Origin of the sequence: Pseudomonas wadenswilerensis, assembly GCF_900497695.1 — a bacterium.
Taxonomy (GTDB): Bacteria; Pseudomonadota; Gammaproteobacteria; order Pseudomonadales; family Pseudomonadaceae; genus Aquipseudomonas; species Aquipseudomonas wadenswilerensis.
In genome coordinates, this window is the sequence record NZ_UIDD01000001.1 from 22,996 (window position 1) to 40,699 (window position 17,704).

A 17,704-nucleotide genomic window follows, 5' to 3' on the forward strand; every position below is an offset into this window, starting at 1 on the left:
ATGGAAACCCGTGCACATCATGTTTTGATCGGCCTGGTCACCGTACTGGTGGTGGCCGGCGCCATGCTGTTCGGCCTGTGGTTGACCAAGTCCAGCGTCGACAGCACCTTCAAGGACTACGAAGTGGTGTTCAACGAAGCCGTCTCCGGTTTGTCCCGGGGCAGCTCGGTGCAGTACAGCGGCATCAAGGTCGGTGACGTGACCAGCCTGCGCCTGGACCCCAGTGATCCGCGCCGGGTACTGGCCCAGGTGCGTCTGAGCGCCGATACCCCCATCAAGGAGGACACTCAGGCCAAACTGACCCTCACCGGCATCACCGGCACCTCGTTCATCCAGCTCAGCGGTGGTACGCCACAAAGCCCCGAGCTCAAGGGCAAGGATGGCAAACTGCCCGTGATCATCGCCTCGCCGTCGCCGATTGCCCGCTTGCTGGATGACGGCAGCGACCTGATGACCAACATCAACGCCCTGGTGCACAACGCCAACGCGTTGTTCTCCCAGGACAACGTCGCCCGCCTGAGCAACACCCTGAACAACCTCGAGCAGACCACCGGAGCTTTCAACGACCAGCGTGGCGACATCCGCGAGGCTATCCAGCAACTGGCCCAGGTCGGCAAGCAGGCCGGGGCCATGCTCGAGCAGACCAGCGAACTGATGCGCAACGCCAACGGCCTGCTCAGCAACCAAGGCAAGCAGATGTTCGGCAGCGCAGAGCAAGCCATGCAGTCGCTGGCGCAAAGCACCGCGACCATCAACAGCCTGCTCAATGACAACCGCGAAGCCATCGACGGCGGCGCCCAGGGTTTCAATCAACTGGCGCCGGCAATCCGCGAGCTGCGCGATACCCTGACCTCGCTCAAAGGTATCTCCCAGCGCCTGGAAGCCAACCCCAGCGGCTACCTGCTGGGCCGTGACAAAAACAAGGAGTTCGAGCCATGAGCCATACCTGCCGCTACCTCGTCCTGGCCACTGCGCTGAGCCTGAGCAGCGCCTGCTCGATCCTGCCCCAGGCCGAACCTGCCGACATCTACCGCCTACCTTCGGCGCAAAGCACCCGGACTGTGCCGCACAGCACGTTGTGGTCGCTGCGGGTGAACAAGCCGATCGCCAGCGATGTCCTGAACAGCCCGCGTATCGCCGTGGTGCCGCAAGGCGACCTGATCAGCAGCTACAAGGGTGCACGCTGGAGCGACCCGGCGCCGACGTTGCTGCGCAATCGCATGCTCGATGCCTTCCAGCGTGACGGCCGGGTGCAGCGCCTCAGCGCCGACGACAGCAACCTGCAAAGCGATTATGAAATTGCCGGTGAACTGCAGGCCTTCCAGAGCGAGTACAGCGCCGATGGCCTGGCGGTGGTGATCCGCTACGACGCGCGCCTGGTGCAGGGCCGCAGCCAGCGCATCCTCGCCAGCCGGCGCTTTGAGGTGCGCCAGCCGGTGAGCGACAAGCAGGTTTCAGCGGTGGTCAGCAGCTTTGGCACGGCCAGCGACCAGTTGATGAAGCAACTGGTCGACTGGACGGTAGTCCAGGCCGGTCAGCTTCAGGCGAAGAACCAGTAGCAGACGAAGATCGCCGCGACCACTCCGGCCAGCTCCGCCAGCAACGCACAGCCTACTGCATGGCGGGCGCGCTGGATGCCGACGGCGCCGAAGTACACTGCCAGCACGTAGAAGGTGGTTTCGGTGCTGCCCTGGATGGTGGCTGCCACCAGGGCCGGGAAGCTATCCACGCCGTGAGTCTGCATGGTTTCGATCAGCATCGCCCGTGCCGCACTGCCGGAAAACGGTTTGACCAGGGCTGTGGGCAGGCCTTCGACAAAGCGGGTATCCCAGCCCAGCCACTCGACCGCATGACGGATGCCATCCAGAGCCAGCTCCAGAGCCCCTGAGGCGCGCAGCACGCCGACGGCGCAGAGCATGGCAACCAGATAGGGCAACAGGCTCTTGGCGACGTCAAAGCCCTCCTTGGCGCCTTCCACGAAGGTTTCATAGACCTTCACCCGCTTCAGCGCACCGATCACCAAAAACAGGATGATCAGGCCGAACAACGTCAGGTTGCCGAGAATCGATGACAGGCTCGCCAGCGCCGTGGCCGACAGGGTGCCGAGAAAGGCCATGAATCCGCCCAGCAGCAGGGCGCCCGGGATCAGGTAAGCCAGCACCACCGGGTCCCATAGCCGAAGTCGCTGCATCACCGCCACCGACAACAGGCCGACCAGGGTCGAGGCGCTGGTGGCGAGCAGGATCGGCAGGAACACCAGGGTCGGGTCCATTGCCCCTTGCTGGGCGCGGTACATGAAGATGGTCACCGGCAGCAGGGTCAGCGAGGAAGCATTGAGCACCAGGAAGAGGATCTGCGCGTTGCTGGCGGTCGTGGAGCTGGGGTTGAGTTCCTGCAGTGCGCGCATGGCCTTGAGGCCGATGGGCGTAGCGGCGTTGTCCAGGCCCAGGCCGTTGGCGGCGAAGTTGAGGGTAATCAGGCCCAGGGCCGGATGGCCGGGCGGGACTTCCGGCATCAGCCGGGCGAACAACGGGCCGAGGACCTTGGCCAGCCACTCGACCACGCCGGCCTTTTCGGCAATCTTCAAAAAGCCCAGCCACAGGGTCAGGGTGCCGAACAGCAGGACCATGACCTCGACCGAGAGCTTGGCCATGGCAAAGATGCTTTCGACCATTGCCGCGAAGATCCCGGCGTTACCGCCCACCAACCATTGTGTCAGCGCCGAGACGGCGGCGACCAAGAAAAAACCAAGCCAAAGGCCGTTGAGCATCCGTTGTTCCCCCCAAAGATGGCGCAAATGATAGCGGGCCGGGTTGGCTTCGCGCCATAAACGTCGACTCAGGCACCGTCTCCATCGCGGGTCAAGCCCGCTCCCACACTGCAGGGGCGGGCTTGACCCGCGATAGGGCCAACAAAAAAGCCCCGACCAGGTCGGGGCTTTTCGTGCAGCCGGTTAGCGCTTACTTGCTGGCAGGCTTGCCAGCCGGTACGGCTTCCTTGCTGCGCCAGTGCGGCAGCGAGTTCCAGTAGCGCTGGCCCTTGGCATCGTCGTACATGCCTTCCCAACGAGCGATAACCAGTACCGCCAGGGCGTTGCCGATCACGTTCAGGGCAGTACGGGCCATGTCCATGATGCGGTCGACACCGGCGATGAAGGCCAGGCCTTCCAGCGGGATACCAACGCTGCCCAGGGTGGCCAGCAGGACCACGAAGGACACGCCCGGTACACCGGCGATGCCTTTGGAAGTGACCATCAGGGTCAGCACCAGCAGCAACTGCTGGCTCAACGACAGGTCGATGCCGTACAGCTGGGCGATGAAGATCGCCGCGATGCTCTGGTACAGGGTCGAACCGTCAAGGTTGAACGAGTAGCCGGTCGGCACCACGAAGCTGCAGATGGCTTTCGGCGCACCGTAGGCTTCCATCTTCTCGATCACGCGCGGCAGCACGGTCTCGGAGCTGGCGGTGGAGTAAGCCAGGACCAGTTCGTCCTTGAAGATGCGCATCAGCTTGATCACCGAGAAGCCGAACAGGCGGGCGATCAGGCCAAGGACCATGAAGGCGAAGAAAGCGATGGCGAAGTACACCAGCAGCACCAGCTTGGCCAGCGGCAGCAGCGAGGCGAAGCCGAAGTTGGCGACGGTCACCGCGATCAGCGCGAACACACCGATTGGCGCGTAGTTCATGATCATGTGAGTGACCTTGAACATGGCTTCGGAGACGCCCTGGAAGGTTTTCACCAGCGGGTCGCGGATGTCTGCCTGCAGGCTCGACAGGCCCAGGCCGAACAGCACCGAGAAGAAGATGATCGGCAGCATCTCACCACGCATCAGCGCTGCGAAGATGTTCGACGGGATCAGGTTGAGGATGGTCTCGATGAACGCATGCTCATGCTGAACCTCGGCCGCCGTGGCCTGGTACTTGGAGATGTCGACGGTACCCAGGGTACTCATGTCGATGCCGGCACCCGGGTGGAACAGGTTGGCCAGCACCAGGCCGACGACGATGGCGATGGTGGTCACCACCTCGAAGTAGATGATGGTCTTGAGGCCGATACTGCCGAGTTTTTTCGCATCGCCAACCCCGGCGATACCCACGATCAGCGACGAAATCACGATCGGGATGACGATCATCTTGATCAGGCGAATGAAGATGTCACCTGCAGGCTGCAGGACGTTGCTGATCCACCATGCCTTTTCTGCACTGAAATGGTTCAGTAAAGCGCCGATTGCAATCCCCAGTACCAGACCGATGAGGATCTGCCAGGCGAGGCTTAGCTTTGCCTTCTTCATGTCGTTACCTTTCTTCAAGTGGAAACGGCCACCAGGCTGATAACCGCGATCCAGAGCTGTTGCCAGCGATCCGTATCGTTTTTGTTATCTGCCGATGACATCGTAAAAGGTCACCGCAAGCGAGCGTAGGAACGCTCAGGCCAGCGAAAAAAGGCGCAACTATTCCGACGTGGGGGGGCTCCGTCTAATGCCGTAAACGACTACCCTATGCCGAATCGGCATGAGGTTTATCGGCCAAATCGTACGTCACAATGGGTTATTCGCCTACCGTTCGGAATTCCGACGATGGCCAAAGCGCCATAATCCGGCAGATATAGAGGTATCCACCTGCAAGGCAAAGGCCTTTGTTCGACAATCCGAATGGGTGAAATTGCTTCGACTTTGGTAGGGCGGCGGGGTGAAAAAATATCGATGTACGGTCGGGCAAAAATATGCGTCGACAGCTTCGGTAGGAAAAACGAATTTGCTGCGAGGAAAAGGCGATTGCCTCAAAGAGCGCTACGGAAGCCCGGTCGGGCACCTCTGCCTGAAGGCAGTTACCCGACCCGGAACTTCCGCTACCGCTGCACCTGACCCGGCCCTCATCGGAGGTACTCCCTGTACCCCTAGGCCCCTCCGATCCTGAAACAATCAGAGCAGCCCGGCCCCCTGGTCATGCGCCTGCCTTCCTCGGGTGGCGCAGCATAGAAGCCTGAAATGGAAAAAGGTTCAGCTTCTATATATGTACTGATGTGTGAGCAACACCTCAGTACCAGTTCGGATCCCGCTTGAGTTGCTCCTTGAGCAGGGCCTGCATGCCTTCGTCCGGCTTGCCCAGCCATCGGTAGTCGGCGTGGCGTGTGGGCGACTTGTCGGACGGCAACCCTTCGGGTACTTCAACCAGCATCCCGTAGGCTTCGTCCTTGTCCCAACTGAAGGCAACGATCAGGCGCTTGTTCAGGCATTTCTGCTCGGACTCGCACAACGGTCCGACCAGATACTTGTCGCCATCTTCCTCAACCGCCGACATCTGTTGCTCGGAGGTACCGCTCAGGTTGAGGACCCATTCGGGCAAGCGCTCTTCGTTTTTGACCACGTCCTGCCAGGTTTCCCGGTATTCAGGGTCCGAGCCAAGAACCTGATTGGCCCGGACCTGGCCGTCATTGGCCGCCATTGCCACTGCGCTGCCGCCCATGATCAGGGCGGCAACCAGGGCTCTGCCTAGCGTTGTGCTCATACTCAGCCCCTACCGCGGCGACCAAAGAAGAAGGACACCACGAATAGCACCAGGAAGATAATGAACAGAATCTTCGCGATACCGGTAGCGGCGCCGGCGATACCACCGAAGCCCAGCACGGCAGCGACAATGGCGATAATCAGGAAGGTGATGGCCCAACTCAACATGGTGATTCTCCTTACCGTTTTTAGAAGAGGTCCTTGGGTGTTCGCTTAAAACACCCAGCGATCACGGGGTGCAGCGTTATCAACAACGGCTGGAGTGGTCACTGGCGTAGACAGTGCGACCCGGGCCTGCAGCGGTGCAATGGAGCGTTGCGCCTGAACCTGCGCCACCAGCGCTGCCTGGGCAGCCAGCTGCTCGGCACTGTGCGCGGTTTCCCAGCTGTTATAGAGCTGACCGGCAATCAGGGTCAGCAACAGCGCCAGGCTGAAAAACAGGCCTTGGCGCAGCTGAAGCGAAGAAACCTGCACTAGGGTGGCGGGGTAGCGGTTCATGCCGTGCTCCTCCTGCTGCGTTTACTGTTGACTTGATGTAGTCATTGCAGCCTGCATGCCAGCCTTTAAAACAATTTTTTATCGTTAAAATTCAATATGTTATCCATATATTTGGATCCCGCCCGAAACGTATCCTGCACGATCGGGCGCAGGCGCTCGTGCGTTTTGCATGATCAGCCCGGGACCTTGCTCGCCACCTTGAGCATGTCGGCATCGACCCCGCGAACGCCGCGAATCTGCCGGGCGACCTCGACGGCAATGGTCTTCTGCTCGCTGCTGACCACCTCGCCAGACAAGCGCACCACGCCATCCTGGGTCGCCACCTTGATGTTCGGGCCATCGAGGTTGCGGCTGTACATGAAACTGGTCTGCACCTTGTCGTTGATCCAGGCGTCGCTGAGCTGCGGATCGGCAACCAGCTCCTGGCGCTCTTCGCGCAACCTGGCCATATCCGCGGCACCCAGGCTGATCAGGTTGTTGACCAGGTAAACGCCCTCGGTGGAGCTTGCCAGTACGCCCGCCAGCTCCTTGGCTTCGGCGCTGCTGACTTGGCCGCGCAGGGTGACCACACCTTCACGGCTGTCTACTTCTATAGGGGCTGCCTGGGTATGAGTGCTCCACAGCAGGCGCGCGCGAATAATGGAGGCGAGGGTCGCGTCCTCCAGGCGCTGGGCATAGGCGCGCAGCTCCAGCGGTTGTTCGACCAGTTCGGCATTTAGCTGCAGGTCGTTCTGCACCGTCTCGATGCCGCGGGTCGCCAGGGCAATACGTTCGGCCAGCTGACGCTCGACCTCGTTTTCCACCTCACCCTGCAAATGCGCCGTGCTGCCCTGGACCTTGACCTCGATCTTGAACGGGTTGAGCAAGCGGTTGAGCGCCAATGCAGTTTGCAAGGCGCCTTCCTGGCGGGCCTGCTGCACGCTGGAAGAAGGCGATTCGGCGGCGCTGCTGGCCATCGGCAGCAGCAGGAACAGGGCAGTAGCGACTGCCAACGGATAGGGCGCGGACATGACAAAGCCTCCGATGGGTCAGAGTCTTTTGTCTTCGCAGAGCCCGTGCCAGTTCCTTGCGGGTAAACAACCGCTGACTTTTCAGTGGGTTAGATAAGTGCTGGGCGAACGGCTACCATGCAGACAGCGGAATGAATCAGAATGAACCATGCAACTTGCCCGATTTTTCCGACACTAACCTAGATCATTCTCAAAGGAGCGTAGGAAATGGAGCCAGCCCAGGAACATCAAGGCCGTATTCTGCTGGTCGACGATGAGTCCGCCATCCTGCGAACCTTCCGCTACTGTCTCGAAGATGAAGGCTACAGTGTGGCCACCGCCAACAGTGCGGCGCAGGCCGAAACCCTGCTGCAACGACAAGTCTTCGACCTGTGTTTCCTCGACCTGCGCCTGGGCGAGGACAACGGTCTGGATGTACTGGCGCAGATGCGTATCCAGGCGCCGTGGATGCGCGTGGTGATCGTCACTGCGCATTCGGCGGTCGACACCGCAGTTGATGCAATCCAGGCCGGTGCCGCCGATTACCTGGTGAAGCCGTGCAGCCCGGACCAGTTGCGCCTGGCCACTGCCAAGCAACTGGAAGTCCGTCAGCTGTCGGCACGCCTGGAAGCACTGGAAGGCGAAGTCCGCAAACCCAAGGACGGCCTCGACTCGCACAGCCCGGCGATGATGGTAGTGCTGGAAACTGCCCGCCAGGTCGCCACCACCGACGCCAACATCCTCATTCTCGGTGAGTCCGGTACCGGTAAAGGTGAACTGGCCCGCGCCATTCACGGCTGGAGCAAGCGTGCGCGCAAAGCCTGCGTGACCATCAACTGCCCGTCGCTGACCGCCGAGCTGATGGAAAGCGAGCTGTTCGGCCACAGCCGCGGTGCCTTTACCGGTGCCAGCGAAAGTACCCTGGGCCGGGTTAACCAGGCTGACGGCGGTACGTTGTTCCTCGACGAGATCGGCGATTTCCCGCTGACCCTGCAACCCAAGCTGCTGCGCTTTATCCAGGACAAGGAATACGAGCGGGTCGGCGACCCGGTGACCCGCCGTGCCGATGTGCGGATTCTGGCCGCGACCAACCTCAACCTTGAGGACATGGTCCGCGAAGGACGCTTCCGGGAAGACCTGCTGTACCGTCTGAATGTCATCACCCTGCACCTGCCGCCATTGCGCGAGCGCAGCGAAGACATTCTCACCCTGGCCGATCGTTTCCTCGCCCGCTTCGTCAAGGAATACTCGCGACCGGCACGCGCATTCAGCGACGAAGCGCGCGCCGCGCTGCTCAATTACCGCTGGCCAGGCAATATCCGCGAGCTGCGCAACGTGGTCGAACGGGCGAGCATCATCTGTGCCCAGGAGCGCGTCGAGATCAGCCACCTGGGCATGGCCGAACAACCGGCCAGCAATGCCCCGCGCATTGGCGCGGCGCTGAGCCTGGATGAACTGGAACGCGCCCATATCGGTGCGGTACTGGCCACCAGTGAAACCCTCGACCAGGCCGCCAAGACCCTCGGTATTGATGCCTCGACCCTGTACCGCAAACGCAAGCAGTACAACCTGTGAAACTGGCGATGAAGCTGCGCACGCGGCTTTTCCTCAGCATTTCAGCGCTGATCACTGTCGCGCTGTTCGGCTTGCTGCTGGGCCTGGTCAGCGTGCTGCAGATGGCCAACGCGCAACAGGCGCTGGTGCGGGAAAACTCGGTGACCCTCGACCTGGGCCTGAAGCTACGGCAGAACCTGGGCGAGCAACTGACCCTGCTGCTGGATGACTCCCAGGACAAACCAGCCCTCGAAGGGCTGCAAAGGCAGTTCCAGCAACTGCTGGACGAAGGCATCAACCATGACGACGACAGCCCTGGCGATCAGGGCTTTGCCAAAGCCAGTATCGATTACCAGGCCTTCCTCCAGGCCTACCGTAGCAGTAGCTCGCCTTCCAAGAGTCTGGGCGCGGACCAACCGTTGGGCCACGCCTTCAACGTACTGCGTGCCGATCTGGTCGAATCGCATAAACGCGCCTTGCAGCACATCAACGAAAGCGAGCAGAAAGCCCATGACCGCGCCCTGCTGATTGGCGGCTTGCTCGGCCTGGTTGGCCTGACAGTATTGATTCTCGGTTTTGTTACAGCCCATGGCATCGCCCGCCGCGTCGGCCAGCCGATCGAAGCACTGGCCAAGGCCGCCGACCAGATCGGCCAAGGCAACTTCGAGGTGACCTTGCCGGTCGCCCACGCCCTGGAGCTGAACCAGCTGACCCGCCGCTTTGGCCTGATGGCCGAAGCCTTGCGCAAGCATCAAGCAACCAACATCGACGAAGTACTGGCCGGCCAGCAGCGTCTGCAAGCGGTGCTCGACAGCATCGACGACGGCTTGCTGATCATCGATCGCCAGGGCCATCTGGAGCACCTCAACCCGGTCGCCCAACGCCAGCTGGGCTGGGAAGATGCACGCCTGGGCACCGGGCTTGGCGATGCCCTGCAGCGCCCGGAGCTGGACGAACAACTGCGCCTGGTGCTGCGCGGCGGCACCCTGGACCGGGTGCCCGATGATCTCAGCCTGGAAATAGATGAAGAATCCCGGCTGCTTTCCTACAGCCTGACACCGGTATGCCATCCACAAGGGCAAATCCTCGGCGCGGTGATGGTGCTGCACGATGTCACCGAACAACGCGCATTCGAACGGGTACGCAGTGAATTCGTCCTGCGTGCCTCCCATGAGCTGCGCACGCCGGTGACCGGCATGCACATGGCTTTCGGCCTGTTGCGTGAGCGCCTGAGCTTTGCCCCTGATTCGCGGGAGGCGGACCTGTCCGACACCATCGGCGAAGAGATGCAGCGCCTGAACCAGCTGATCAATGACCTGCTGAACTTCTCCCGTTACCAGAGCGGCCTGCAAAAGCTCGAACTCACCCCTTGTGCCATCGACGAACTGCTGGGCCGTGCCTGCGAGCGTTTTGCTGCTGCGGCCAACGACAAGCAGATCGAGTTGCAGGTCGAACTCACTGCGCCCCTGCCGCGCATCCAGGCCGACCCCGCGCAGCTGGACCGGGTCATGGACAACCTGCTCGACAACGCCGTGCGCCATACGCCGACTGCCGGGCGCATCCGTCTGCATGCACGCCGTCACGCCGAGCGGGTGATCATCAGCATCGAAGACAACGGTGAGGGCATCGCCTACGGCCAGCAGGGCAGGATCTTCGAGCCTTTCGTCCAGGTCGGGCGCAAAAAGGGCGGTGCAGGCCTGGGCCTGGCGCTGTGCAAGGAGATCGTCCAGCTGCACGGCGGGCGCATGGGGGTGTATTCGCGGCCAGGCCAGGGCACCCAGTTCTATATGGCCTTGCCGGTCTGATTCACCTGCGGCTCAGGCTTCATCGTCGATGCGACGAGGCCCGAGACGCCGGCCGCGGGTGATCAGCTCGATGAACTGGCGGGCGTTGAGCGGATGAGCGAACAGCCAGCCCTGGCCGTAATTGACCCCTTCACTGTTCAGCAGCAAGGCTTGGTCTTCGTACTCGATACCCTCGGCAATCACCCGCAACTGCAGGGCGTGGGCCATGCGGATGATGTGCGGCGCCACCCCGCTGCTGGCCGCGTCATGGCCCAATGCATCGATAAAGGCCTTGTCGATCTTCAGGCAATCGACCGGCAGGGTTTGCAGGTAGGCCAGGCTGCAATAGCCGGTGCCGAAATCATCGATCAACACCTGATGCCCCACCGCCCGCAAGGCTTGCAGGTTATCCCGGGCCACCACTACATCAATCAGCCCGCGCTCGGTGACCTCGAAGGCAATCTGGCTGGCCGCCACATGGTGCAAAGCCAGCAACCTCGCGGCTACCCGACCGATTCTCGGCACCATGACATCGCAAGCGGCAAGATTTACCGAGATGTACAGCTGGCGATTGGCGCGCAGCAACTGGCCCAATTGCTCCAGCACTCGCTGCAGGACGAAGTCGGTAATCTGACGGATCTGCCCCGTGTTCTCCGCCAGCGGGATGAACAAGTCCGGGCTGGTCAGCGTGCCATCCGGCCGTCGCCAGCGTACCAGGGCTTCAGCCCCCACGCAGCGGCGGCTGGTGAGTTCGAAGATCGGCTGGTAGAGCACTTGCAACTCCCCCCGGCGCAAGGCGCCCTGCAGCTCCGAGCTCATCGAGCGACGCTGGCGAACCAGCTGCAGCACCAACCAGCCAATGCACCAAGCCAGCACCAGGCTGCCTGGGAACAGTAGCCAGAGAATGCCGTTCATCTTCAACGGCAAGCTGGCCCGCGGGGCGATCAGCACCAGTTGATAGTCCGGCGACTTGGTCGGCATACGGTAGATAAGCCGGTCCGACAGCTCCAGCAGGGAATCGTTGGAGGCCGGCGGCCAGTCGGTTGACGGCGGCCATACTTGCGGCGGGCCAAGTACCGGAACTGCACGTGCACCGTTGTCCAGCACCACTAGCAAGCTGCCCTCCGGCGGCAGGTCGACCACATCGGTCAGGTGCCCACGGGAAGTGGCGACGAGAAATTTGCCACGGCCAAGCATCAACGCCGCCAGGTTGTCATCGGGTTCGGTGGTGGTGTTGAGCCAGTAGCTGTAGGTAGGGCCCTGGATATCGGCAGGGCGTAACGGATTGATGGTGCGCTCGCCGATGCGGTTGGAACAGGCGATAGTGCCATCGACGTAGGCGGCTTCATAAACGAAACGGTAGCTGAAGCCGACCTGCTGCAAGGCCGCTAGCATATTGGCGTCGCAGCCCCGCAAAGGCTGGGCCTGAAGCTGATCGACGCCTTCGCGCAACTGGCCGAATATCTGTTCCAGGCGCACGAGAAAACGCTCGCCCTTGGCGTTCATCTGCTCGATTTCGCTTTGCTGTATCTGGTGCATGGCCACGCCAACGCTGGCCATGAGCAACAGGATCGCGCTGGCCGTAGCCGCGAGTATGGCCAATAACCAGGGACGATAGAGCAGGTGGCGCAGCACGGACAGGGCAGCTGACATCAATAAGCATCCAGTTGAATACCAAGAGGTATAGCAACTGCCAGCCAAGTCAGCCTGCCCGTTGGGCGGTGCCGGTTAACGACTGCTGTTGAGCACCTGCAACATCGCCGCTGTTTGTGCATCCGGCACACCATCGAAACGCTGGGGGCGGAAGCGCATCTGGAAGGCTGCCAACACGTGCTTGGTGCTGACGTCGTATTCGCCGGTCTGCTCGATGGCATAGCCAAAGCGCTTCAACTGCTGCTGATACCAGGTGATGCTCGGCGGATTGACATTGAAGTACGCCTGCTGCCGGGCCACGGCCTGTGCGTTCGGCCAGACCCCAAGCCCCGCGTCTGCCAGGCGCTTCCAGGGGAACATCGGACCCGGGTCGAGTTTGCGCAGCGGCGCGATATCGCTGTGGCCGATGATGTAGCGGGGTTTGATGTTGTTGCGCTTGACGATGTCCTTGAGCAGGACGATCAGCGCTTCGATCTGTGCCTCGGTGTACGGCTGCCAGACCCGCCCGGTTGGCGTGTCGGTAAAACCCGGATTGACGATCTCGATACCGATGGAGGTGGAATTGAGCCAGGTGCGGCCATCCCACTGGCTGTCGCCGGCATGCCAGGCACGGCGGCCCTCGTCGACCAGTTGATAGACGGTCGCCGGTGAATCGCCAATCAGGTAATGACTGCTGACTTCACCGTGGGTCAGCAAGGCCAGGGAACGCTCCAGCGACGCGTTGGTGTAATGCAGGACGACGAACTGGATCCGTTCGTCCTGGTTGGCGGAGGTGTGGCTGCGATCGATCCGCAGGCCAGTGGCGCAACCTGCCAGGGTCAGCAGCAGGAGGGCGGTGAAAAACGCTTTCATGGAGAGGGCACTGTGATGAGAGTCTGCAAAGCGTAAGCTTACCGTATCCTCAATGTTGCCACTCAGCCCTGTTCGACACGATTTCGACCAAGATGTTTCGCCCGGTACAGCGCCTCGTCCGCCCGCTTGAGCACCACCTCGCTGCGCTCACCGCTGCGAAATGCGCTGATACCGATCGACAAGGTGATGGTCACCCGCTCGCCCTTGAAGTGGAACGGGCAGGCTTCAATGGCTGCGCGCAAGGTTTCCGCCAGCTGGCAGCCAGCAGGCAGCGAGGTTTGCGGAATCAGCAAGACGAACTCCTCACCACCAAAGCGGGCGATGAAATCACGGCTGCGCAGGCGCTTGCGCAGCACGCTGGCGACAATCTTCAGCACCTTGTCGCCAGCCAGGTGGCCATAGCTGTCGTTGATACGCTTGAAATGGTCAAGATCGAGGATCGCCATTAGCAGGTGGCCACCGCTTTCTTGCCACTCCAGCACTTCCTGATCGACCCGCTCCGACCAGGCGGCGCGGTTGGGCAGGCCGGTGAGGGGGTCGATCAGGGCTTTCTGACGCTGCTCCTCAAGGTGCTCGCGATAGCCCAGGGCTTCCTGCTCCATGCTTGCCACCCGTTCGGCCAAGCCATGCAGGCGACTGGCCATCTCCTGCTCGCGCTGATCGCGCTGTTGCTGGTGCTCGTCCATGGTACCGAGCAAGCCTTCGAGGCGGTTTTCGAGGATGTTTTTGAGACTGCCCAAGTCGGCTGCGCCCTGCACACTGCTTTGCAGGCCATCGACTTGCTCACGCAGCTGGCTGTCGAGGTCACGCGCTGCCGAGGTATTGTCGGCATGGCCTTCGCTGGCTTCGTGCAGGTGGCTCTGGAATGACTCCAGGCGTTCGTTGAGTTGCTGCAGGTAGGCTTCGAATTCGTGCTGGCCACTGTCGTTGATCGCCAGCATCAGCACTGCCAGATCATCCAGCACCGGCAGCAGCTCATACCAGTTCAGGCCGTGCTCCAGGCGCTCGCGCATGGATTGCGCCTGGGCCTTGTGGCGTTCGGGCAGGGTCAGGTCGTCGAGCAAGCCAAGCAGAGTCTCTTCAATATGAGTTGCGACCGAGCTGTAAGTGGGCTCGGTGCCATCGGGCAGGGCGTACTGGGCGTCCTCATCGTCGACGGCCTCGGCTTCTGGCTGGTGAGCGGGTGGATCGTCCGGGCTATGTTCGAGTAGCGCCAATACATCCTGCTCACTGTCCAAAATGATGGACTCGACCGGCGCTGGCAGTTCGGGTTCGGGCTCTGTTGGCAGCTCTAGAACTGGCTCTGGCTCAGGCTCGGGCTCGGGCTCGGGCGCAGCCGTAAGCGGTGGCTCTTCGTTAGCTTCAGCCTCGACCGTTGCGGGCTCGAACGCCTCGGGCACAAGCGCTTGAGCAGCCGACAAGGGCTGCAACTCATCGATATCGACGGGCTCTTGCGGTGCAGTTTCCACAACAGCTTGCGGCATCGGCGCAAGCTGCTCTCTGGCCTCAGGTACAGCCACTGCTGTTCCTGCGAGCGCCGGTTGCAAGGCTTCGGCTTCTGCTTCGGCTTCGCGGTTTCCGAACAAACGCTGCAGCAAGCCGGGCCGATGCGCCTCTTCAGGCCGCTCCAGCGCCAGCAGTGCTTGGCCCTGCAAGCCGCTCAACTCGCCCAGCAGCAGGGGCATTTCCCGGGATTGGCTGGCGCGGGCCTCGACCTGCTTGGCGAATTTTTTCAGCGGTCGGCTGACGTCGCTGGGCAAGGGCAGGGTCTGCAACTGGCTGACCAGCGAGGCGAGGGCAGTGGTGACCTGAGCGATACGGGTTTCCCGGCGCTGCTCGGAATCGAGCACGGCCTTTTCCAGGCGCGGGATCAAGCCGGCGAGGGCGGCGTCCATGTTGTCGGTGCGGATCACCTCGCGCATTTCCTTCATGCACTGGTCCACCGCGCGGTCGCTGCCTTCAGCGGCCAGCGTGCTGCGCACAAGACCACGGCGCAACAGGTCGAGACGGGCCTCCCAACGGCGCTCCAGCTTCTCTTGCTGCTCGATACTCTTGAGGTATTTCTCTTTCCAGCGCTGGGCTTCGTCGGTCATGCCTGGGTCCGCAGAGGGTAATGGCAATTAGCTCAAAGCGGGCAGCGTATCCACAGCAAGGGCATCAGGCAAACGAATCTCAACCGCGACCGGAAGATGATCGGAAATAGGCTGGGCCAGAACCTCGACCCGCTCCAGGGTCAGGCTCGGGCTGAGCAGAATATGATCAAGGCAGCGCTGTGGCCGCCAGCTGGGGAAGGTGGCTTGAATCTGGGGCGCGATCAGGCCCAGATCGCGCAGCGGCGAGTGTTCGAGCAGGTCGGTGGCATGGGTGTTCATGTCACCCATCAGTACCTGATGGCGGTAGCCGCCGATCAGTTCGCGAATGTAGGCAAGCTGCCGGGCTCGGGTCTTGGAGCCAAGGGCCAGGTGCATCATCACCACGACCAGGGCGTCTTCACCCTCGCCGAAACGCACCAGGATTGCCCCACGCCCGGCAGGGCCCGGCAACGGGTGATCTTCGAGCAGTTGCGGCTTCAGGCGGCTGAGCACGCCATTGCTGTGCTGGGCCAGACGACCGAGGTTGCGGTTGAGCTGCTGGTACCAGTAAGGGAAAGCACCGAGCTGGGCCAGGTGCTCGACCTGGTTGACGTAGCCCGAGCGCAGGCTGCCGCCGTCGGCCTCCTGCAAGGCGACCAGGTCGAAATCGGCGAGCAGGTCGCCGATTTTCTGCAGGTTGCCGGCCCGCCCGGTGTGCGGCAGCAAGTGCTGCCAGCCACGAGTCAGGTAATGGCGGTAACGCTCGGTGCTGATGCCGACCTGGATGTTGAAACTGAGCAGCCGCAGCCGGCCATCCTCTGGCAGGCCGTTGGCCTGCAAGTGATGTTCGTTGACCTGCGGATCATGCAGGCCAACGCCACGCTCGGTTCTCCAGCGGCGCATGGCTGGCGCCGCTTACTTAGCGGCGCGCTCCTTGGCGATCAGGTAGTCAGCGACATTCAGCACGCCCTGCGGACCTTTGGCGGTGCCCAGGTCAAAGCGGTACTTGCCGTTGACAACCATGCTCGGTACGCCGGTGATGCCGTACTTCTGGGCCAGATCTTTGGCCTGCTTCACTTGGCCCTTGATGGCAAAGGAGTTGAAGGTGGCGAGGAACTTGTCGCGATCAACACCTTGAGTGGCGAGGAAGTCAGCCATCTCTTCAGGCTTGGTCAGGTGCTTGCGCTGAACCTGAATGGCTTCGAACACCGCAGCGTGAACCTTGTGTTCAACACCCATGGCTTCGAGGGTCAGGAACATCTGGCCGTGGGCATCCCAAGGGCCACCGAACATCGCCGGGATCCGCTTGAAATTGACGTCCTCGGGCAGCTTCTCGACCCATGGATTGACCACCGGCTCGAAGCTGTAGCAGTGCGGGCAGCCATACCAGAACAGTTCGACCACTTCGATCTTGCCAGGTACCGACACCGGAACCGGGTTCTGCAGCTCGGTATACCGGTCGGAGGGTACCGGTTCTGCCGCCTGGGCAGTCATGCCGAAGAGGCTGGCGGTGACCAGCGCGGCGCCGAGAATCAGATTACGCATGCTTTACTCCTGAGCAGTCTATTGAGTCGCCTTGGCGCGACCGGTCGCAGGACAGGTCGAGGCAGGCCCGAGTTCGTTAGTGTAACGGCAGCGGGCACAAAAAAGGGCGGCCGAAGCCACCCTTTTCATCTTTGCGCCGCAGTATTAACCCAGCGTTAAAGCGCGGATCAGTGCAGACCCTGGATGTAGCTGGACAGCGCTTCGATGTCCTTGTTGCTCAGCTTGGCAGCGATGGTGCGCATGGTGGTGGCGTCGCCATCGTTGGTACGGTTGCCTTCGCGGAAGTCGGTCAACTGCTTGGCTACGTAGCTGGAGTGCTGGCCACCCAGGTGCGGGAAGCCGGCCAGGGCAATGCCTGCGCCGTTAGGCGAGTGGCAGCCGGTGCAGGCCGGCAGGCCTTTCTCGACGTCGCCGCCGTTGAACAGGGCGCGGCCACGCTCGACCAGCTTCGGATCAGCCGCGCCGACACTGCCTTTCTGGCTGGAGAAGTAAGCGGCGATATCCGCCAGGTCCTGGTCGCTGAAGGCGGCCAGCATGCCGGTCATTTCCAGCACGGTGCGCTTGCCCGACTTGATGTCATGCAATTGCTTTTCCAGGTACTTTTCACCCTGGCCTGCAAGTTTCGGGAAGTTCGGCGCCAGGCTGTTGCCGTCCGGATTGTGACAAGCGCCACATACAGCAGTTTTGGCCTGACCAGCAGCGGCATCCCCTTTGATAGGCTCTGCGGCATTGGCTGCACCGGTGATGCCCAAGGTCAACAGCAGACTCACGAGTAGTTTGTTCATCAGCTAATCCAACTACGGCTAAGGGTGAAAGAGTTATGTATCGGGACTTTGGCTCATCCACTGGATGATTGCCTGGTAGTCCTCGGCACTGCAGTCCATGCACAATCCACGCATTGGCATAGCCTTGAAACCCTGGGTGACATGCACCACCAGCATCTCCATACCCTTCGCCAGTCTTGGCTCCCAAGCCGCACGATCACCTGCTTTCGGTGCCTGTGGCAGCTGCCCGGCGTGACAAGCCGCACACGTGCGGTTGTACAACGCCTCGGGATCCTGTGTAGCCTGAGCGCTGAATAACGGTATCAAGACACCGACAACAAGCAGCCATTTCGTCATGCGAACGACCTTTCAGGGTTGGGGGCTGCACTGCGTTCTAATGCGCAAGCTTGAATCCGATGCCCCCGTGCACATCCTCCTACGCTGGGATAATGCGCACACAAAATCTGGGGCATTATATACTCCCGT

The 17,704-nt window shown here is 61.6% G+C and carries 17 protein-coding genes; 4 read left to right on the plus strand and 13 right to left on the minus strand.

Going from position 1 to position 17,704, the window contains the following annotated elements; genetic code table 11:
- Nucleotides 1–939 (plus strand): MlaD family protein, encoded by a 939-nt coding sequence (locus tag CCOS864_RS00115; RefSeq protein WP_115084431.1) that lies wholly within the window; start codon nucleotides 1–3, stop codon nucleotides 937–939.
- On the plus strand, nucleotides 936–1,559 hold the full coding sequence (locus tag CCOS864_RS00120; RefSeq protein WP_115084432.1) for an ABC-type transport auxiliary lipoprotein family protein: 624 nt from the start codon (nucleotides 936–938) through the stop codon (nucleotides 1,557–1,559). Before CCOS864_RS00115 ends, CCOS864_RS00120 begins: the two co-directional genes overlap by 4 nt.
- Here CCOS864_RS00120 and CCOS864_RS00125 read toward each other — a convergent pair.
- The 6 genes from CCOS864_RS00125 to CCOS864_RS00150 all read right to left on the minus strand — a co-directional run bounded on the left by CCOS864_RS00125 (nucleotide 1,541) and on the right by CCOS864_RS00150 (nucleotide 6,961).
- A complete protein-coding gene (locus tag CCOS864_RS00125) occupies nucleotides 1,541–2,770 on the minus strand; it encodes a nucleoside recognition domain-containing protein (RefSeq protein ID WP_115084433.1) in 1,230 nt (409 codons plus the stop codon). The genes CCOS864_RS00120 and CCOS864_RS00125 overlap by 19 nt on opposite strands.
- 190 nt (nucleotides 2,771–2,960) lie before the next feature.
- Nucleotides 2,961–4,292, minus strand: a complete 1,332-nt coding sequence (gene gltP, locus CCOS864_RS00130; protein WP_038997805.1) for a glutamate/aspartate:proton symporter GltP — start codon at nucleotides 4,290–4,292, stop codon at nucleotides 2,961–2,963.
- A gap of 745 nt (nucleotides 4,293–5,037) precedes the next feature.
- Nucleotides 5,038–5,508 carry an inhibitor of vertebrate lysozyme family protein gene (locus CCOS864_RS00135; protein ID WP_115084434.1) on the minus strand — a complete coding sequence of 157 codons (471 nt, stop codon included), beginning with the start codon at nucleotides 5,506–5,508 and terminating at the stop codon, nucleotides 5,038–5,040.
- Nucleotides 5,509–5,510: 2 nt separating this feature from the next.
- Nucleotides 5,511–5,675: a DUF1328 domain-containing protein gene (locus CCOS864_RS00140; RefSeq protein WP_010222609.1), complete on the minus strand. Its 165-nt coding sequence runs from the start codon at nucleotides 5,673–5,675 to the stop codon at nucleotides 5,511–5,513.
- 45 nt (nucleotides 5,676–5,720) lie between these two features.
- A complete protein-coding gene (locus tag CCOS864_RS00145) occupies nucleotides 5,721–6,005 on the minus strand; it encodes a hypothetical protein (RefSeq protein WP_115084435.1) in 285 nt (94 codons plus the stop codon).
- A 173-nt stretch (nucleotides 6,006–6,178) separates the two neighbouring features.
- Nucleotides 6,179–6,961, minus strand: coding sequence for a BON domain-containing protein (locus tag CCOS864_RS00150; protein WP_233673893.1), 783 nt, complete (start codon nucleotides 6,959–6,961; stop codon nucleotides 6,179–6,181).
- 261 nt (nucleotides 6,962–7,222) lie between these two features.
- On the opposite strand from CCOS864_RS00150, the gene algB reads away from it, so the two are divergent.
- Both algB and CCOS864_RS00160 read left to right on the plus strand, forming a co-directional pair.
- Nucleotides 7,223–8,569 (plus strand): sigma-54-dependent response regulator transcription factor AlgB, encoded by a 1,347-nt coding sequence (gene algB / locus CCOS864_RS00155; RefSeq protein WP_115084437.1) that lies wholly within the window; start codon nucleotides 7,223–7,225, stop codon nucleotides 8,567–8,569.
- A gap of 8 nt (nucleotides 8,570–8,577) precedes the next feature.
- Complete coding sequence (locus CCOS864_RS00160) at nucleotides 8,578–10,353, plus strand: KinB sensor domain-containing domain (protein ID WP_115084992.1); 1,776 nt, start codon at nucleotides 8,578–8,580, stop codon at nucleotides 10,351–10,353.
- A gap of 12 nt (nucleotides 10,354–10,365) precedes the next feature.
- On the opposite strand, the gene CCOS864_RS00165 is transcribed toward CCOS864_RS00160, so the two are convergent.
- The 7 genes from CCOS864_RS00165 to CCOS864_RS00195 form a co-directional block, all read right to left on the minus strand.
- Nucleotides 10,366–11,985, minus strand: coding sequence for an EAL domain-containing protein (locus CCOS864_RS00165; RefSeq protein WP_115084438.1), 1,620 nt, complete (start codon nucleotides 11,983–11,985; stop codon nucleotides 10,366–10,368).
- Between the two features lie 75 nt (nucleotides 11,986–12,060).
- On the minus strand, nucleotides 12,061–12,837 hold the full coding sequence (locus CCOS864_RS00170; RefSeq protein ID WP_115084439.1) for an N-acetylmuramoyl-L-alanine amidase: 777 nt from the start codon (nucleotides 12,835–12,837) through the stop codon (nucleotides 12,061–12,063).
- A 62-nt stretch (nucleotides 12,838–12,899) separates the two neighbouring features.
- Nucleotides 12,900–14,930: a GGDEF domain-containing protein gene (locus CCOS864_RS00175; RefSeq protein WP_115084440.1), complete on the minus strand. Its 2,031-nt coding sequence runs from the start codon at nucleotides 14,928–14,930 to the stop codon at nucleotides 12,900–12,902.
- A gap of 27 nt (nucleotides 14,931–14,957) precedes the next feature.
- Nucleotides 14,958–15,812 carry an endonuclease/exonuclease/phosphatase family protein gene (locus CCOS864_RS00180; protein ID WP_115084441.1) on the minus strand — a complete coding sequence of 285 codons (855 nt, stop codon included), beginning with the start codon at nucleotides 15,810–15,812 and terminating at the stop codon, nucleotides 14,958–14,960.
- Nucleotides 15,813–15,824: 12 nt separating this feature from the next.
- A complete protein-coding gene (gene dsbA, locus CCOS864_RS00185; RefSeq protein WP_115084442.1) occupies nucleotides 15,825–16,454 on the minus strand; it encodes a thiol:disulfide interchange protein DsbA in 630 nt (209 codons plus the stop codon).
- Nucleotides 16,455–16,621: 167 nt separating this feature from the next.
- Nucleotides 16,622–17,239, minus strand: coding sequence for a c-type cytochrome (locus tag CCOS864_RS00190; RefSeq protein ID WP_045200661.1), 618 nt, complete (start codon nucleotides 17,237–17,239; stop codon nucleotides 16,622–16,624).
- A gap of 33 nt (nucleotides 17,240–17,272) precedes the next feature.
- On the minus strand, nucleotides 17,273–17,575 hold the full coding sequence (locus tag CCOS864_RS00195) for a c-type cytochrome (RefSeq protein WP_038997819.1): 303 nt from the start codon (nucleotides 17,573–17,575) through the stop codon (nucleotides 17,273–17,275).
- Between the last annotated feature and the right edge of the window lie 129 nt (nucleotides 17,576–17,704).

What these genes read in the sequence shown, in the direction of transcription:
- CCOS864_RS00125 (WP_115084433.1), bottom strand. Translation starts at nt 2,770, where the DNA reads ATGCTCAACGGCCTTTGGCTTGGTTTTTTCTTGGTCGCCGCCGTCTCG.
- CCOS864_RS00120 (WP_115084432.1), top strand. Translation starts at nt 936, where the DNA reads ATGAGCCATACCTGCCGCTACCTCGTCCTGGCCACTGCGCTGAGCCTG.
- CCOS864_RS00195 (WP_038997819.1), bottom strand. Translation starts at nt 17,575, where the DNA reads ATGACGAAATGGCTGCTTGTTGTCGGTGTCTTGATACCGTTATTCAGC.
- CCOS864_RS00180 (WP_115084441.1), bottom strand. Translation starts at nt 15,812, where the DNA reads ATGCGCCGCTGGAGAACCGAGCGTGGCGTTGGCCTGCATGATCCGCAG.
- CCOS864_RS00115 (WP_115084431.1), top strand. Translation starts at nt 1, where the DNA reads ATGGAAACCCGTGCACATCATGTTTTGATCGGCCTGGTCACCGTACTG.
- gltP (WP_038997805.1), bottom strand. Translation starts at nt 4,292, where the DNA reads ATGAAGAAGGCAAAGCTAAGCCTCGCCTGGCAGATCCTCATCGGTCTG.
- CCOS864_RS00170 (WP_115084439.1), bottom strand. Translation starts at nt 12,837, where the DNA reads ATGAAAGCGTTTTTCACCGCCCTCCTGCTGCTGACCCTGGCAGGTTGC.
- dsbA (WP_115084442.1), bottom strand. Translation starts at nt 16,454, where the DNA reads ATGCGTAATCTGATTCTCGGCGCCGCGCTGGTCACCGCCAGCCTCTTC.
- CCOS864_RS00175 (WP_115084440.1), bottom strand. Translation starts at nt 14,930, where the DNA reads ATGACCGACGAAGCCCAGCGCTGGAAAGAGAAATACCTCAAGAGTATC.
- CCOS864_RS00140 (WP_010222609.1), bottom strand. Translation starts at nt 5,675, where the DNA reads ATGTTGAGTTGGGCCATCACCTTCCTGATTATCGCCATTGTCGCTGCC.
- CCOS864_RS00165 (WP_115084438.1), bottom strand. Translation starts at nt 11,985, where the DNA reads ATGTCAGCTGCCCTGTCCGTGCTGCGCCACCTGCTCTATCGTCCCTGG.
- CCOS864_RS00160 (WP_115084992.1), top strand. Translation starts at nt 8,578, where the DNA reads ATGAAGCTGCGCACGCGGCTTTTCCTCAGCATTTCAGCGCTGATCACT.
- CCOS864_RS00135 (WP_115084434.1), bottom strand. Translation starts at nt 5,508, where the DNA reads ATGAGCACAACGCTAGGCAGAGCCCTGGTTGCCGCCCTGATCATGGGC.
- CCOS864_RS00190 (WP_045200661.1), bottom strand. Translation starts at nt 17,239, where the DNA reads ATGAACAAACTACTCGTGAGTCTGCTGTTGACCTTGGGCATCACCGGT.
- CCOS864_RS00145 (WP_115084435.1), bottom strand. Translation starts at nt 6,005, where the DNA reads ATGAACCGCTACCCCGCCACCCTAGTGCAGGTTTCTTCGCTTCAGCTG.
- algB (WP_115084437.1), top strand. Translation starts at nt 7,223, where the DNA reads ATGGAGCCAGCCCAGGAACATCAAGGCCGTATTCTGCTGGTCGACGAT.
- CCOS864_RS00150 (WP_233673893.1), bottom strand. Translation starts at nt 6,961, where the DNA reads ATGGCCAGCAGCGCCGCCGAATCGCCTTCTTCCAGCGTGCAGCAGGCC.